The sequence below is a fragment of the Pseudochelatococcus sp. B33 genome, from assembly GCF_053570585.1.
The window spans coordinates 97,630-113,342 of sequence record NZ_JBSEFH010000003.1; the positions used below are offsets into that span (position 1 = coordinate 97,630).

At 62.1% G+C, this 15,713-nt stretch carries 15 protein-coding genes and 1 pseudogene; 7 read left to right on the forward strand and 9 right to left on the reverse strand.

The window, feature by feature from the left end:
• Window positions 1-120: 120 nt before the first annotated feature.
• From ACUSIJ_RS04020 to ACUSIJ_RS04040, 5 genes are all read right to left on the reverse strand, one after another.
• Entirely contained in the window at window positions 121-879 is a 759-nt protein-coding gene (locus ACUSIJ_RS04020; RefSeq protein WP_449307081.1) for a YoaK family protein, read from the reverse strand.
• Between the two features lie 5 nt (window positions 880-884).
• A complete protein-coding gene (locus ACUSIJ_RS04025; protein WP_449307082.1) occupies window positions 885-1,418 on the reverse strand; it encodes a Dps family protein in 534 nt (177 codons plus the stop codon).
• A 109-nt stretch (window positions 1,419-1,527) separates the two neighbouring features.
• Window positions 1,528-1,902 (reverse strand): response regulator transcription factor, encoded by a 375-nt coding sequence (locus ACUSIJ_RS04030; RefSeq protein WP_449307083.1) that lies wholly within the window; start codon window positions 1,900-1,902, stop codon window positions 1,528-1,530.
• A 218-nt stretch (window positions 1,903-2,120) separates the two neighbouring features.
• Entirely contained in the window at window positions 2,121-2,765 is a 645-nt protein-coding gene (locus tag ACUSIJ_RS04035) for a response regulator transcription factor (RefSeq protein ID WP_449307084.1), read from the reverse strand.
• Window positions 2,750-4,201 (reverse strand): sensor histidine kinase, encoded by a 1,452-nt coding sequence (locus ACUSIJ_RS04040; protein WP_449307085.1) that lies wholly within the window; start codon window positions 4,199-4,201, stop codon window positions 2,750-2,752. Before ACUSIJ_RS04040 ends, ACUSIJ_RS04035 begins: the two co-directional genes overlap by 16 nt.
• Window positions 4,202-4,496: 295 nt before the next feature.
• On the opposite strand from ACUSIJ_RS04040, the gene ACUSIJ_RS04045 reads away from it, so the two are divergent.
• Genes ACUSIJ_RS04045 through ACUSIJ_RS04055 form a run of 3 tightly spaced genes read left to right on the forward strand, consistent with a single transcriptional unit; the run spans window position 4,497 to window position 6,689 of the window.
• Window positions 4,497-5,234, forward strand: coding sequence for a helix-turn-helix transcriptional regulator (locus ACUSIJ_RS04045; RefSeq protein WP_449307086.1), 738 nt, complete (start codon window positions 4,497-4,499; stop codon window positions 5,232-5,234).
• Window positions 5,235-5,279: 45 nt separating this feature from the next.
• Window positions 5,280-6,140 (forward strand): SDR family NAD(P)-dependent oxidoreductase, encoded by an 861-nt coding sequence (locus ACUSIJ_RS04050; RefSeq protein ID WP_449307087.1) that lies wholly within the window; start codon window positions 5,280-5,282, stop codon window positions 6,138-6,140.
• Between the two features lie 60 nt (window positions 6,141-6,200).
• A complete protein-coding gene (locus tag ACUSIJ_RS04055; RefSeq protein WP_449307088.1) occupies window positions 6,201-6,689 on the forward strand; it encodes a hypothetical protein in 489 nt (162 codons plus the stop codon).
• Between the two features lie 136 nt (window positions 6,690-6,825).
• Here the strand turns inward: ACUSIJ_RS04055 and ACUSIJ_RS04060 are convergent.
• The 4 genes and pseudogenes from ACUSIJ_RS04060 to ACUSIJ_RS04075 form a co-directional block, all read right to left on the reverse strand.
• Window positions 6,826-7,260, reverse strand: a pseudogene (locus ACUSIJ_RS04060) (cation:proton antiporter domain-containing protein); the annotation flags it as partial.
• A gap of 78 nt (window positions 7,261-7,338) precedes the next feature.
• Entirely contained in the window at window positions 7,339-8,499 is a 1,161-nt protein-coding gene (locus ACUSIJ_RS04065; RefSeq protein ID WP_449307089.1) for an oxalate decarboxylase family bicupin, read from the reverse strand.
• Between the two features lie 112 nt (window positions 8,500-8,611).
• Window positions 8,612-9,184: an HdeD family acid-resistance protein gene (locus ACUSIJ_RS04070; RefSeq protein WP_449307090.1), complete on the reverse strand. Its 573-nt coding sequence runs from the start codon at window positions 9,182-9,184 to the stop codon at window positions 8,612-8,614.
• 141 nt (window positions 9,185-9,325) lie between these two features.
• On the reverse strand, window positions 9,326-10,315 hold the full coding sequence (locus ACUSIJ_RS04075; protein WP_449307091.1) for a bile acid:sodium symporter family protein: 990 nt from the start codon (window positions 10,313-10,315) through the stop codon (window positions 9,326-9,328).
• Window positions 10,316-10,450: 135 nt separating this feature from the next.
• Here ACUSIJ_RS04075 and ACUSIJ_RS04080 point away from each other — a divergent pair, with 135 nt between their 5' ends.
• The 4 genes from ACUSIJ_RS04080 (at window position 10,451) to ACUSIJ_RS04095 (ending at window position 15,700) form a co-directional block, all read left to right on the forward strand.
• A complete protein-coding gene (locus ACUSIJ_RS04080; protein WP_449307092.1) occupies window positions 10,451-11,308 on the forward strand; it encodes a LysR family transcriptional regulator in 858 nt (285 codons plus the stop codon).
• 267 nt (window positions 11,309-11,575) lie between these two features.
• On the forward strand, window positions 11,576-13,384 hold the full coding sequence (locus ACUSIJ_RS04085; protein WP_449307093.1) for an ABC transporter permease: 1,809 nt from the start codon (window positions 11,576-11,578) through the stop codon (window positions 13,382-13,384).
• On the forward strand, window positions 13,381-14,571 hold the full coding sequence (locus ACUSIJ_RS04090) for an ABC transporter ATP-binding protein (RefSeq protein ID WP_449307094.1): 1,191 nt from the start codon (window positions 13,381-13,383) through the stop codon (window positions 14,569-14,571). Before ACUSIJ_RS04085 ends, ACUSIJ_RS04090 begins: the two co-directional genes overlap by 4 nt.
• Window positions 14,498-15,700: an ABC transporter substrate-binding protein gene (locus ACUSIJ_RS04095; RefSeq protein ID WP_449307095.1), complete on the forward strand. Its 1,203-nt coding sequence runs from the start codon at window positions 14,498-14,500 to the stop codon at window positions 15,698-15,700. Before ACUSIJ_RS04090 ends, ACUSIJ_RS04095 begins: the two co-directional genes overlap by 74 nt.
• Window positions 15,701-15,713: the final 13 nt, after the last annotated feature.

The window sequence follows — 15,713 nt, forward strand, 5'->3', positions numbered from 1 at the left end:
CGTGCCATCGATCTCGCGCAATTCCTCGTCCGTGAAGTCGGTATTATCCAGCGCATCGAGGGAGTTGTCGAACGTCATCGCCGAGCGACGCTGAAGCACAGGCGAGCGAAGCGGACGCGCTTATCGGCCAGCCGCCCCTGAAGCGCGATCGTCGACGTCAGTCAGTTCACGGGATGGCCCCTGCCCTTCCCATTTCCAACGGTGATGGTTTGGCCATCCCGCCCGGACGGCGATAATCAGAAAGGCGAGCAGGACCGCGATCGCTGCGAGCGAGCCGGCAATTCCGATCGCCTGATAGGTGAAGCTTCCTGCGACGACGCCGACAAAGAAGCCGCCCCAGGACAGCCCGTTCAGGGCGGCGTCGAGCTTCGGGCGCCTGCCTCTCCCGAGCCGCGCCAAGGATTGGCCCAGGCTGAAGAGGTTGCCCGTCACAAATCCCTTTCCGAGATCGGCCCCGTCGACGAACTGGCGCAGCGCGTTCTGCATTCCCATGGCGCCGGCGACCAAGCATAGCGCGACGACCGGACGGCCAGCATACAGCAGCAGGATGGCCACGATGACAAGAAACAGTTCCGTGCTCAGCACAAGGACGCCCGGTTCGGACTCCGCCCTGTCGACAATCAGGGTTCCGGCCGCAACGCCGGCGACGAACGCGGCGATCAGCGCCGCGGCCGTCATGGCTTCCGGCCGGTCTGCCTGGGCGACGGCCATGCCGAGATGGGTGCTGTTGCCGCTCATGAACGACAGATAGAAGTGGCCCAGCTCCATATAGCCGACGGCGTCGATGAAACCGGCGACAACGGTCAGCAGAAGCGCAAAGGCAATCTTGCTCGGGGCTCCGCGATCCGTTTCGGCGGCTGGTGACTGTCGTCGGCTCATGACGATCAGCTGTTCGAGAGGTGGCCTCGCGTGGCCTCGAACAGGAACCATGCGCGGCGCTCGGCCTGATCGATCCATCCCTCGAGCAGGCTTGTCGAGGCAACGTCGCCGTGGGTGCCGCATACCTCGTGCGCCGCCCGCATGCCGGTAGCGAGCTGCCGGTTGTCGCCGCCCAGTTCGGCAAGCATATCCCTGGGGTCGACATAATCGGCGTCGTTGTCGAGGATACGCTGGAGGCGCGCGATCCCGCCGATCGAGCGCAACGTCGTGCCGCCGACCTTGCGAACGCGCTCCGCAACGTCATCCGTGATCCCGAAAATCTGATCCCCCTGCTCGTCGAGCAGGAGATGATAGTCACGGAAGTGCGGACCGCTCACATGCCAGTGGAAGTTCTTGGTCTTGAGGTAGAGCGCGAACGCATCCGCCAGCACGCCGTTGAGCGCGGCCGCGATGTCACGCACCGCCTCATCACTGAACGGCGAAGGCGTGCGCAGATGCCCGGCCTCGTAAGCGGTCTTGGGGGAAACGGTTTTGTTCATGATCAGCTCCTTTCGATGATGAACCGGCCGCATTGTCTGGGGGGCAGCGGCGTCCGATCTTCCGGGATCGACCGTCATTTTTCCTGTTCGAACGATCCCGGGAACGGGATCAACCGTTGCGCTCCAGGGCGCTTTCGACATGGGCCAGCAGTTCGCTGACCTCGAACGGCTTGCTCAGGAAGGCAACGGCCCCCCTTGCCAGCACCTCCTCGCGCAGGTGTGCTTCGGGAAATGCGGTGATGAAGATTATCGGCTTTCGATGCCCCTGCCTGAGCAATGCGGCCTGAAGCTCGATGCCGCCCATGCCGGGCATCTGAACATCCGTGATGAGGCATGCCGTGTCCGGAACCAGTCCGGAGCCGAGATAATCCTCGGCCGACGCAAAGGTGCACGCCTTGAATCCGCAAGCCGAAAGCAGGTTCTCGGTGGCGCTGCGCAGGCCGTCATCATCGTCGATGACGGCTATATTGGGTATGTCGGACACCTCGCATTGTTCCTTCAAAAGCCGGCATGGCTGCTGCCACGATCTGAATTCCCTTCTTCAGATGGAACAATTCGCAGCAGTTTGGAACTTATACGGAGGTTTCGAGTACGGCGGCCCTCAAGCAATTCCGGCAAAAATGGAAACCGGTTTTCCGGCTGGAATTGTGTAAAAACAAAGAGATAGAGTATTCCTGCGTTTCAACGAACAGTAGAAATGTTCTACACATGCAGACTGAGTCCCTCGCCCATGCGGACAAGGTCGGCCACGGATTTGGCCCCCATCTTGCGCATCAGATGCCCGCGATGGATCTTCACCGTGATCTCGGCGAGGCCCATTTCGGCGGCGATCTGCTTGTTTAGCAGCCCTTTGGTCACGAACCACATCACTTCGGCTTCACGCGGCGTCAGCGACGCATAGAGCTGGCGCAATTCGGTGGCTGCGGCTTGAGACTGGCGGCGCTGCCTGTCGTGCTCGATTGCGGCCGAGACCGCATCCAGCATGTCCTGGTCCCGGAAGGGCTTGGTAAGGAAATCGATGGCACCCGCCTTCATCGCCCTCACCGACATCGGGATATCGCCGTGCCCGGTCATGAACACGATCGGCATTTTCACACCCGAGCGCGCGAGCTGGTTCTGGAATTCGAGACCGCCGACCCCTGGCAGGCGGACATCGAGCACCAGGCAAGATGGGCCATCGGGGAGTTTCGCCTCGAGCATTTCCGACGCGGAGCCGTAGGTCCTGACCGCGATCCCGACGGAGCCGAACAGGTTTTCGAGCGCATCACGGAGCTCGGAATCGTCATCGACGACGATCACCGTGTCGGAAGTGGCTTGCGCCAGAGGCGCCGTCACACTGTCTCGCATGCCGAATCCTTCAAAGCTGCTGGTAACCGGATCAGAAAGGTCGCGCCTGCGGGTGTCCCCGGTCGCGACTCTATCCGACCCTGATGCGCCTCCACAATCGTGCGGCAGATCGACAGGCCGAGACCCATGCCATCGGTTTTGGTCGTGTAGAAGGCGTCGAACAGCGCCTCCGAGGCAGCATCGCCGAGCCCGATGCCGGTATCTGAAACCTCGACGCAGGCAAGGCCCCCTTCTTCGCCGGCCTCGAAGGAGGTGCTGATCTTCAGCTCGCGCGCCCGGTCCTGAACGGCTTCCATCGCCTGTATGGCATTCATCACGAGATTGATGATCACCTGCTGCAATTGCACCCGATCGCCGACAACGGTCAGCGGGGCATCGTCAAGCGCAAGAGCGAGCCCGATGTTCTGGCGGCCAAGCTCCCGCTCCACCAGCGACAGTGTCTCGGTGATGACGCCGTTGAGATCGAGCGGCGCGTAGTGGGCTTGAGTGCGGCGGGCAAGCGCGCGCAGGCGGGCGATCACCTCGCTCGCCCTTCGGCCGTTGGAGATCGTCCTTTCCAGGGAGTTGCGCACGGCGTCGAGATTGGGCGGCTCGCGGGAAAGCCAGCGCAGGCCCGCCTCACCGTTGGTGACGACCGCCCCCAAGGGCTGGTTGACCTCATGGGCGATCGATGCCGTCAGCTCGCCAAGCGTACTGATGCGCGCCATGTGGAAGAGCTCTGCCCGCGCCTGGATCAAAGCATCCTCGGCCCTGCGCCTGTCCGTGATGTCGTTGCTCGTTTCCATGACCGCGGACGGGCGGCCGGCCTCGTCCCGGTGCAGGGAAAGGCGGCTCATGACGACGACCCTGGAACCGTCATGTCTGGTGCGTGTCAGCTCGCCCTCCCAGCGGCCGTTCTTCAGCAGAAGCTCCTGTATCTGCGCACAGCTCTGCGGCGCCGTGGTATCCAGGAGATCCGCCACCTTCCTCCCGACCGCCTGCGCGCCGGTCCATCCGTAAAGCTCTTCCGCGCCACGGTTCCAATAGGCGATGACGCCGGCGCTATCGGCAACGAAGATTGCGTCATGGGTCAAGGCGAGCAGCGACGCCTGCCGACGCAGGTCCAGCATCGCATCCTGGTTCTTGAGCGCGAGGAACGTGGTCAGGGCGATCGCCACCAGGCTGATGAGGCACCTGACAACGGCGTCGAAGTGATAGGTGCCCAGATGTCCGGCGACATAACCGACCAGCGTGAAGATGATGCAAATCCCGGCGACCGCGAGGACGCCACGGCGATCGAGAAAGTTCGCGCTCAGGATGACGACGAGCGCATAGAGCACCGCAATCGCCAGACCGAGTGGTGACAGCGCGTCGATGACAAAAATGGCTGCGGCAATGGCTATTGCAGCGATCGGATAGAATGGAGAGACCCTGAGAGGAGGGAGATCGATCGGCATCTGTCCTGTTCCTCCTCCCGTTTACCCCCATCGCGCTCGATACTACACCTGCCTGTCAAGGCAATACATACGATGGTTTGCGTTTCCAAAGCCATGAGATACCTCCCCAAACCAGCGTATAATTGAGCCGATTGGTGCGATCGCTACCCTGTTCCTGTCAGTCCGGAGCCAGAAAGATAGCCGTTGGCTGCTTCACTGGAAGCAATACAGCCGACTTCACGCTGAAAGCCTGAAGCAATGCAGCGGCGTGAATTGTGCGCTCCGGTCCCGGCTAATAATCACAGGGGCCATGCCAATGTCGACCGTCTCGTTTTTCAGCCCGCCCGTCGCCACCCGGGCACCGGCCCCGATAGCCGATCAGACGCACGCCCCCGGCTGCCTGGTGGAAAGCCCCTCTTCCCCGCTTCGGATCGGTCTGCCGCACATGAATGTCGTGCTCTCGATCACGGCTGAACCGGCTGGTAACGACGTGGCGGCGGCCAGCGAAAGCCTGTTCCAGGCCGAGGATCTTGTCGATTCCACCACTGATCCCGTCATCAAGCGGCTCGTGACCATTCTGGAGGGCGCGGCGGAGACGGATGGGGCTGCCGACGTGCAGGCCGATGTCATCCGCCTTGCCGTCCTGGCCCGTTGGCTCGGGATCGGTTCCGCCGGCGGCGACAGGGAGCCCCGCAACGGCATCTGCGTGCTGCCCAAGTGGCGGCTGAAGCGAGTGACAGCCTATATCGACGAGAACCTGACTGGCGCGATCACGCTTGCCGATCTCGCGGAGGTGGCGGGTCTGAGCAAGATGTACTTCGCCGCCCAGTTCCGTGCCGCGACCGGCTATCGCCCCCATGACTTCGTCTTGCGCCGGCGCATCGAGATCGCCCGGAACCTTCTGTCCCACAGCACGCAGTCCATCGTCGATATCGCCCTGGGTGTCGGCTTCCAGACCCAGGCGCATTTCACGACCGTCTTCAAGAAGTTCGTTGGAGAGACGCCGAAGCGCTGGAGACAACGTCAGGCGGAACTCGCGCCTGAATTCCACTGAGTACCCGTCGCCGATCGCGACGCCCAACGGGTTGGAGAATGATCAATGGCCGCGAAGCGTCTCGCAAACAAGGTTGCCATCGTCACCGGAGCGGCCCGGGGCATCGGCCGCGCGACCGCCGTCGCCTTCGCCCGGGAAGGTGCCGCCGTCGTCGGCATCGATATCGCCGGCCCTGTCAGCACCTCGCTCGAAGTGGTGCCAGCGAGCGCCGACGAACTCGACAGCACGGGTGAGGCGGTACGTCAGGCAGGGGGGCAATGGGCCGGGTTCCGCCTCGACCAGCGCAATCTGGACGACTTGCGCGCCGCCACGGAGAGCACTGTCGAGCGTTTCGGCAGGATCGACATCCTTTTCGCCAATGCCGGGATCCAGTCCTTCAAGCCCATTCTGGAGATGAACCACGCCGACTGGCACGACCAGATCGACGTGAACCTCACCGGCACCTACCATGCGATCCGCGCGACAGCGCCGCATCTCGTGCGCAACGGAGGCGGACGCATCATCGTGACGTCGTCGACCCAGGGGCGGCACGGCACCAAATTCGGGGCGGCCTACTCTGCCTCGAAATGGGGCATCATCGGGCTGATGAAATCCGCAGCGCTCGAACTGGGCGCTTACGGCATCACGGTCAATGCGGTGATCCCGGGCTTGATCGACACTCCTCTCACGCGCCACAGGCAGCGCTATGCGCAGGTCCTCGGCGACCTCGACACCAAGGAGGCGACGGACAAGCTTGAAGCCGAGGCCCGGCATGTCCTCGAAGAACGATCGCCACTCGGCGTGCCGTGGATCTCGCCCCAGGACATAGCGCCGGTTGCCGTCTTTCTTGCCAGCGATGAGGCCCGCATGGTCTCGGGCGCAACCTATGACGTCACCGGCGGGGACAGCGCCAACAACGCGGCCTGATCCTGTCCTGCCGCTGGTGGCACGCTTTCTCCGGCGTCCCTCGAACCTGGATGGAACCCGATGAACAGGCTCACGACTGCCATAGCCATGGCCAGCATCACACTGGTTTGCACGCCGGCCTATGCCGGCGGGCTGGATTGTCCAGTCGTGCACGACCTCGACGGTCCGCCCCTGACGCCGGCGATCGAGGCGGCAATCCCGAAAGGGGAGCGCCTATCCGATCCCCTGCAGCTGCAGCGGGCGATCGCTCTTCTCCGGGGGGACGGTGTTTCGACGGACAACACCATCAATCTTCTGATCGGGTATTATTGCCCGGCCGTCGATGCCCGATCGGATCTTTCGGTCGAGCAGAAAACGGAGAATGCGCGTCTGTTCGCGCAGAAAGTGTCGACCGAGGTCCTGGCGGCAGATCAAGTCGAAGACGTCATCTACAACGTGCCTCTCAACCCGTCGCTGGCGCAGGCCGCGGCTGAAAGAGCCAAAAAGGCCGGGATGAGCATCGAGAGCTGGATTGCGAGAACGGTCGAAGCTGCTCTTCAACAGGACTGACTGTCCCTATGGCATGTCAGTACCAGCCTGTGCGGCCGCACAGGCTGTCGATACGTCCGAACCCGCTGAAAATCCACGAACGAAATAGCCATGAACGCGGCAGCGCCCATGGCTTCAAGCGCTCATGTCTTCATCTGTGCATAAGGCGTCTGGGGACCGGAACGCGGGCGGCGATCGCCGAAACAGCGACCGGATCGGTCGGGGACAGAACGGCGGCCAGCGCGAAGGCGACGGCCAGCGGCATTGCCGGGATCAGCCAATGGATGAACAGGCCGACACCCAGAACGGTGAAGACGACGAGGCCGAACGCAAGTGCCGCAATAGCCCCCCAGTCGTGGAACAAGCCCTCCTTCGGTATGCGCCATCCGTCGAGAAACAGCAGGGGTGGCAGAAAGAGCATGAAAAAAATATCGGGATCGAGGACCACGCTGAGCTGCGCAACACCTGCGATGAGCACGCCAATGGCGATCTGGACCAGCGGCAGCGGAATAGCGAATGGCAGCAGCCGCGCGGCCGTGCCGCTCAGCACGACCGAGAGCAACAGGATCAGCGAGACGGTGACGCTTGCCATGCGACAGGGCTTTCATGCCGCCAGAAAACAGGCTGCCGCGCCGGAGGGGAGGACGCGGCAGCCTGCATCGTCGCCGGATCACTTGCGAGATCCGACGATGACCTGCTTTTCCTTGGTGAGCTTCGCCAGCGTGACGTCGTCGAGGTTGAGATGGTGCTTGACCATCTTTTGCGGCGAGAGCGCCATCCACTGATTGAGCGAAATATCGGCGAAATAGGAGCTCCTGAACATTTCGAGGAAGCGCAGGGGCTCGTCGCCCGTGTTCTCGATATAGTGGCCGAACGCGAACGGCACATAGCCGACATCACCCGCCTGATAATCGAAGGTGCGGGCCTTGCCGCTCGAGGCGAACACCGTCATGCGGCCTTTGCCCGACAGGAAATACTGCCATTCGTCATTGTTGGGATGCCAGTGCAGCTCGCGAATACCGCCGGGCTCGATCTCGACCAGCGCCGAGGCAATGGTCGAGGCGGCCGGGAAGTTCGAGGAATCGACGATCCGGACCTGTCCGCCCGGCACCTTGGTCGGTTCAACCTCCGAAAGCCGGAAGCTGTAGGGCGTGGGCGTTTTGCCGGCCGGGGAGATCACCTCTTCCTCGGCAATTGGGCCGGGAAGCGCGCCGGCGAAGATCCAGCGCGACGTCTCGACATCGGTCGGGATGTTGGCGAACGCGGATTCGGGAACGCTGAAGTTCTTCGCCAGCACTTCGATCGGCGTATGGGCAAACCAGTCGCTGATGAGGAAGGTTTCGTTCTCCGAGAAATTGCCGTCATCGAACACCAGCAGGAATTCGCAGCCATCGTCGAGGCCCTGGATCGAATGGGGGATGCCGGCCGGGAAATTCCAGATATCGCCGGCACGCACGTCGTCGATGAAGTTGCGGCCCTCGGGGTCGATCGCGGTAATGCGGGCGTGGCCGGCGATCATGTACCCCCACTCGGCTTCCTTGTGCCAGTGCATCTCGCGCAGCCCGCCCGGCTTGAGACGCATATTGACGCCGGCCAAGGTCGTTGCGACCGGCAGCTCCCGGACGGTGACCTCGCGCGCCCAGCCGCCACCGGCGAGGCGGTTGCGGGCAGCGGAGAACGGAAATTTCAGATTGGGAACCGTTCCGGCGTCCGTTTCGGGGGAGCGAAGCAGGTCGGGGTTCTGGCCTTGCAGAGCGGGATTGCGCGGGCCGAGAATGGGCGCGCCGCGATCGCCGCGGATCGGCTCGAGATCGTCTTGAGTGTCGGGCATGTGCTTATCTCCATAGTCATCATGGCCACGTTGCTATCCTGGACGGGATTGGAGGGCGGTTCTTCCCGGATCGCCCTGCCGCTTGCCAAAGGGCACGAATGCGCGGGGCGGTTCATTTCCCAGCCTGTCGACGCAGTGCGAGGCCGAAGGCGATGAAGCCCCATCCCTGAAAGATCAGGTCGACGGACAGGATCGCACCAAGCAGCCAGAGACCGATTTCCGGCCATGCGGCGACCACAATGGCGCCAGCGACCAGCGTGAGGATACCGCCGGCGACGATCCAGCCCCAGCCCTCCTGCCCATGTTCCTGGACCCCCGACACGATCCGCATCCCGCCTGCCGCGATGAGCAGAATGCCTATCACCAGCGAAAGGCTGATCGAGGCCAGGACCGGATCATAGATTGCGATCGCTCCCGCGGCTGCGTAGAGCAAACCGCTCGCCACGTAGAGGACCCTCCGTCCCAAGCGATGGGTTGTGAAAGCCTGGGCAAGGAGCATGACGCCGCCCACGAACATCATGGCCGCGATCCAGACGATCGAGACAAGTGTGGCGATGAACAGATTTCCAGCGGCGATGCCACCTGCGACGAGCAGTCCGGCCCCGAGCGCGACGAACCATCCCCATTTGCTCTGGACTTCCTGAAGGTCGGCCTGCAGAGCCGTATCCGTGGCGATATTGGACATGACGAATCTCCCGCGTAACGAACATCGAGGAAGATCGTGCCGCATCGGCGCAGCCGCGGTCTTTCGCGGCGGCACTTTGCATTTCCACATTGCAGGGTAAAAGAGGGAGAACGGCTTCCGTTCTGGCAATGACGTCGATCATCAGACCGTGACTTGCATCTCGGCCCTGGGCAACTCGGCAGCATAGCGTTGAGCGATAACGGCGCATGCAAAGAGCTGCAATTGATGGAATATCATGAGCGGCAGGACGATCAGCGCCACGGATTGCCCAGCGAAGAGGATGCCTGCCATGGGAATGCCTGTCGCAAGGCTTTTCTTGGAGCCGCAGAACAGGATGGCGATCCGGTCTTCCCGGTTGAACCCCTGAAGCCTGCCGGCAAGTGCCGTCAATGTCAGGACGAGCGCCAGCAGAACGGCGCAGACCACGCCCACCCAGAACAGGTCGTATAGCTCGACCCGCGACCATATCCCCTCCACCATGCCCTCGCTGAACGCCGCATAGACAACAAGGATGATGACGCCGCGATCGACTCTCGACGTGACCGCGGCGTGCTTCGACAGCCATTGGCCGATCAGGGGGCGAGAGAACTGCCCGAGTATGAACGGCAGCAGGATCTGCATCGCGATATCGACGATCGAAGCCGCATCAATTCCTCCGCCGTTGCCTCCCAGCAGAAGCGCCACCAGCGCCGGTGTGACGAAGACCCCGCTCATGTTGGACAGGCTCGCGCTTGTCAGCGCGGCGGCGACATTTCCCCGCGCAATCGAGGTGAAGGCGATCGAGGACTGCACGGTCGAAGGCAGGACGCTGAGGAAAATGAGGCCAGTCAGGAGATCCGGCGACACGACGCCCCGCGCGAGAAAAGCGACGGCCAGGCCCAGCACGGGAAACAGGACATAGGTGGCTGCGAAGACAAGGCCCTGCAGACGCCAGTGCGTGAGGCCCTCGACAACCGCCCTGGACGAGAGCTTCGCCCCATAGAGAAAGAACAGCAGGGCGATGGCGGCTTCCACGACATAGCCGAAGGCGACGGCCGATCCGCCGCGCACTGGCGCGAACGCGGCAAGGCCGATCGTTGCGAGCAGCAGGACAAGGTAGGGGTCGAGCCGAAGTCGGCGCAGCAATTCCATGAATGCACCCGTTATGAGAACAGGCGCTACTCTGGCACTAATTCTTTCAATCTGGAAGGGGAATGAATTTGATTTCAGTCATCCTAAAATGAGATAAAACCGGGAGGAAAACAGCCTGCCGATCATGGACAACGCATGACGATCACTTTCGCCGATCCGGACCTGCTGCGCACCTTTATCGCCGTTACCGAACAGCGTAGCTTCACCGGAGCTGCCGGTGTGCTCGGGACACGTCAATCGGCCGTCAGCCAGAAGATCGCCAGGCTGGAAGCGCAACTCGACCGCCAGCTTTTCGTGCGTACGACGCATAATGTCACCGTCACGATGCAAGGTGCGGCGCTGATCCCCTTCGCGCGCGAGGTCATTGCCGCGCACCACCGGCTCGAACAGTTCGTTACCGCCAGATCCGTTCGCGGCCTCGTGCGCCTCGGCATTTCGGAGGATTTCGCGCTGACCGGGCTGTCCGACATCCTGTCCCTGTTCCGGACGCGCTTCAGCGATATCGAACTCGAACTGTCGATCGGTCTGAGCGGAAATCTCTACCGGGAGTTCGACGCGGGCCAGATCGATGTACTGTTCGCCAAGCGGCCGGCTGACGAACAGCGCGGAGAAATTGTCTGGCGGGAGCAATTGGTGTGGGTCAGTGCGCCGCAGCTCAGTCCCGACCCCGAGATGCCCCTGCCGCTCGTCGTGTACCCGCCTCCCAGCATCACGCGGGCGTCGGCGCTGGCAGCGCTTGACCGTGCAGGGCGCGAATGGAGGATCGTCTGTACGGCGGGTAGCCTGAACGGGCTGATTGCAGCCGCTGCTGCGGGCCTGGGGTTCATGCCCCATTCGCGACGCCTGATCCCGCCGGGCCTCGCCACTGTGGCGCCAGCTCCCGGGCTGCCCGACCCGGGCACCGTCGAGTTCGTCGTCCTCCAACGCAACGCCAGTTCGGCCCCGGCCTCGGCCCTGACCCAGGTTCTACGCAACTTCGCCACTCGTCGGTAATCCTCCTTCCCGCGCAGCGGGTTCGTTCTACGACCCATGTCGGCCGTTCGCCCAAATCGCTGTGGACGTCCGCGCGATCCGGTTTGCCTGCGTGTTGGTAACGTTTTCTCCGCCGGCAGGGTCAGGGAACAGGGTCGGTTACGCAAAGCAAGAGGGACGAGCCTGCCCGCTTTTAGAGCACCGAGACGAAGCGGAAAGCGTATTGACAACAGGATATAAATTCTGTAAAAATTATAGAATTAATATATTTAGGCCGCCCTCATCCTGATGCTCTTACAGCCACAAATCGAAGCCCCCACGCCCCATCGGGACAGGCGCGTCTCGCTGCTCGATATCGTCGTGTCATTTGCCCGCAGGTGGCCAAACCTTCTCGGGTATGGGCTGCTGATCGGACTTTTGTTCGCGCTGTTGATCTGGCCGCTCATCATGCTGGCAGTAGGCTCACTGCGCACCACGTCTCCCCTGCAGGGAGGCGGAGAGTGGTCACTGGATGCGTTTGGCCGGATGTGGGAAGAGATTAATCGCTCCAACGCCCTGTCCAACTCCGTCGAGTTCGCGATCTGGACCACGATCTTCGGTGTTGCGATCGCGGCGATTCTCGCCTTCCTCTCAGAGCGTACCGATACTCCCTTCCGGCGGCTGATAACCCCGGCGGTTCTCGTCTGTGCGGCGACGTCGACGGTGTTTTATGCCATTGGCTACAGTCTTCTCGCCAACCGATATACCGGCGTCGTCAATGTCCTTTATTTCCAGTGGACGGGCACCCGGCAGGCAATCGTCAACGTCGAATCCTGGTGGGGGATGATCTTTGTCGATTCCCTACACACCGCCGCCTTCCTCTACCTCTTCCTGGTGGGCCCTTTTCGGGCTCTGGACCGCTCTCATGAAGAAGCAGCCCTTGCCGCAGGGGCTTCGCTTCCGCGCACCTTATGGACCATCAACGCCCGTCTTCTCACGCCGATCTTCACCAGCGTCGTTCTGATCGGACTGGTTACCGGGATAAAATCCTTCAACATCCCGCTCATCCTCGGCTCCAGCGCCGATCTGTCCTTTCTCAGCGTCCGCATTCTGCGCACGCTCCAGCTTTACAACCCTCCCCGCTATTCCGACGCCAGCGCGCTGGCGCTTCTGCTCACCGGCTTGATCGTGCTGCTCCTTATCGTGCAGTACACGGTCATTGGACGGCGCAGCTATGTGACGGTCACCGGCAAATCATATCGCCAGACCCGGTGGAGCCTTGGGCAGTGGCGCGCGCCGGCGGCGATTTTCGTGGTTCTCTATATAGTGTTCGCCGTCGCATTGCCCCTGGGCGCCATCGTATTCTCCTCATTCCTGCCGTTTCCGGGCGTCTACAGGAACTTCAGCTTCGCCAACTATCAGGCCATCGTCGCCAATCCCGAAATGCCCAGCGTCATCTACACCACCGCTGTCGCTGCTGGGCTGGGAGGCTTTCTCGGGGTGACGCTCTCATTCGTCATCGCCTACGTGACCCGCCACGGCGATCCCCGGATCGGCGCCGTTCTCAAAGGCAGCACATTCCTGCAACTGGCGATGCCGGGTATCGTGGGCTCCCTCGCCTTAATCTGGGCTGTCGCATCCCTCCCCGGAATTCGCCAGATTTACGGTACGATCTGGCTGCTTCTTATCGCATTCATCGTGGGCATATTGGCGGTTTCGGTCCAGATCGCGGCGGGTGCCGTCGGGCAGGTTTCAAGAGAACTGGAGGAGGCGGCTCGGATCAGCGGCGCGTCCCGGCTGAGGGTTCTCGTGGGGATTACCGCGCGGCTGCTTTTGCCCAGCCTGCTCTTTGCCTGGTTTCTGGCGGCGATCATGATCATCGGTGATCTTGACGCCCCGCTGCTGCTCAGCTCCGCGGGCACCCGTACAGTTTCCATCCAAATCTACAATCTTTTCGAGGGCGCATTGGAGTCACAGGCGGCGGCCCTGCTGACGCTGATCTTGCTCTTCATCCTCATAAACGCGGCCCTTTATGGCGGCTTGAAGTCGTTCTGGGGGTGGCGAATCCGTGAACAGGAAAAGCGCGATGCCGCAGAAATTGGAAGGGTCCAGCCATGAGTGTCGTCCGTATCGAAAAATTGCGGAAGACGTTCGGCGTGACGACGGTCTTGTCAAATTTCAACCTGCTCATCTCGGAGGGTGAATTCGTCGTTCTGCTCGGCCCAAGCGGTTGCGGCAAGACGACGGTCCTGAGATCCCTGGCCGGGCTGGAGACACCAAGTGACGGTCGCATCTCGATCGGAAGCCAGGTGGTCCACGACACGGCGCGGTCGATAGCGGTTCCGACCCAGCGGCGAAACCTGGGGCTTGTCTTCCAAAGCTACGCGCTCTGGCCTCATATGACAGTGTTCGAAAACGTGGCGTATCCTCTTCGGATTCGTCGGCTTCCTGCTTCCGAGATTAGAAAAAGCGTCGCCGATATCCTCGATCTTGTGGGGCTGGCGCATTTGGCGAAGCGCCCTTCGACGGATCTTTCAGGAGGGCAGCAACAGCGCGTGGCTCTCGCGCGGGCGCTCGTCGCTTCGCCGCAGCTGCTGCTGCTCGACGAACCTCTTTCCAATCTCGACGCCGAGCGCCGGACAGCCTTGCGCAAGCAATTGCGCGATATTCACCGACAGGTGCAGACGACCACGCTCTACGTCACCCATGACCAGATCGAGGCGCTCACCATGGCCGACCGCGTGCTGATCATGAACGGCGGCAATATCGAGCAGATCGGCACGCCGCGGGAAGTCTTCCACAAGCCGGTAAGCGCCTTCGCGGCCCGCTTCCTTGGCTACGAGAACATTCTGGACGCTGTGGCGGAAGGGTCGGACGGCAACCTCATCAAGGCCTATGTACCCAAGCTGGACGCGCTCTTCAGCGCCGAAAGCAAGGTTTCGATCCCCAAGGGCCAGCCGCTCCAGCTTGCCTTTCGTGCCTCTTCGCTCGTGCCGCTCGCACGAAAAGGGGGAGCGGCTTCGACAGCGGGAGCGAACCGGTCGACCGTATTGACGGTCCAGCTGACGGACATCGCCTATCTGGGCGAGTCGCTGGAATATTCCCTCTTCAGAAACGAAGGGCGCCTGCTGTCGCGGGTCTTGGATCGGGGGGACGATCTGCCTGTCATTCCTGGCAGCGAGATCGACGTCGCGATCGCCCCACGAAACGTGATTCCGCTCCTGGCCCACAATGTCGGGGCCGCATCCCCCCACCAGCCGATATCCAACTCATCAATCACCAGGGAGCTTGAAAATGTCATTTGATGCAATGGCCTCGCGCGAAAGGGCGGGGTGGAAAGAGGCCTCCTACGCGCTGCTCGGGGCGCTTATTCTGCTGATCGTCGTATTCGGTCGGCCAGTCCACGCCGAGCTGGACCCGAACGCCGCCGGGCTCGAAGGCGTCAGCAACGAGGAACTCGCCGCGATCACCAAACTCTATGAGGCCGCCATCACGTCGGGCAAGACAACGGTCAATCTTTATTCAGCGGGCGCGCCTACCGATCCCAATGACGGCCTCGGCATTCTCCTGCGCGAATTCGAAAGGACCTTTCCCGGAATAACCGTCCTTGGCACGCAAATATCCGGCGCCGCGCTCGCCGCCCGCCTCGAAGCGGAATTCGCCAGCGGAAATCGCCAGGGTGACGTCGTCGGCGATCCCGACGAATATATCGATTCCGGGTATGTGGAGCAGTTCGAACCGGTCACCACTTTGAAGCTGGGAACCGATGTGCGCGACGAGAACGGCTATTTCGCCTCGCCTGTCCGGAAGCTGTTCGGTCTCGTTTACAACACCGATCTGGTCCCAGCCGACGAAGTGCCCGATACAATCGAAGGCATCCTGATCGACAAGTGGCGCGGCCAAGTGACCATCGCCCAGCCGACCGGCGTGGAATCCATCGACGAGGCTATCGCCATCCTTCTGTCCAACGACGCCATCAGTGTCGAGACGATCCAGAAGCTGGCCGATTTCGTTCCCCCGTCAGATCGTCAGGTCAAGGCATCCTCCAGTGTGAACCTCGTTGCACAGGGCCGCTATGCCTTTGGCATCTGGGGACCCAATCAGGTTGCAGCACGCCTGGCGGATCGCGGCGCGCCGATCGCTGCCGCACCCTTCAAGGAAGGTGTTCTCCGGCTGTCCCCGCTCGGCCTGCTTAAGGACGCTCCATCGCCGGACGCCGGCAAGCTTCTTTTGACCTGGCTCTATACGCCGACGGCTCAGCGCCTTTACGCGACGCTCTACGAGTATCCCACAACGCCGGGCGCTCCCACGCCAACGGGCCTGCCCGACCAATCCGACTACAGCTATCAGCCGCTCGCGGCCGCTGAAAGCGCGGACACCCAACGGCGGTATTTCGAGGAAATCGTCGAGCCGATCTTCGGAACGGCGAAGTAAGCAACCCCAGGAG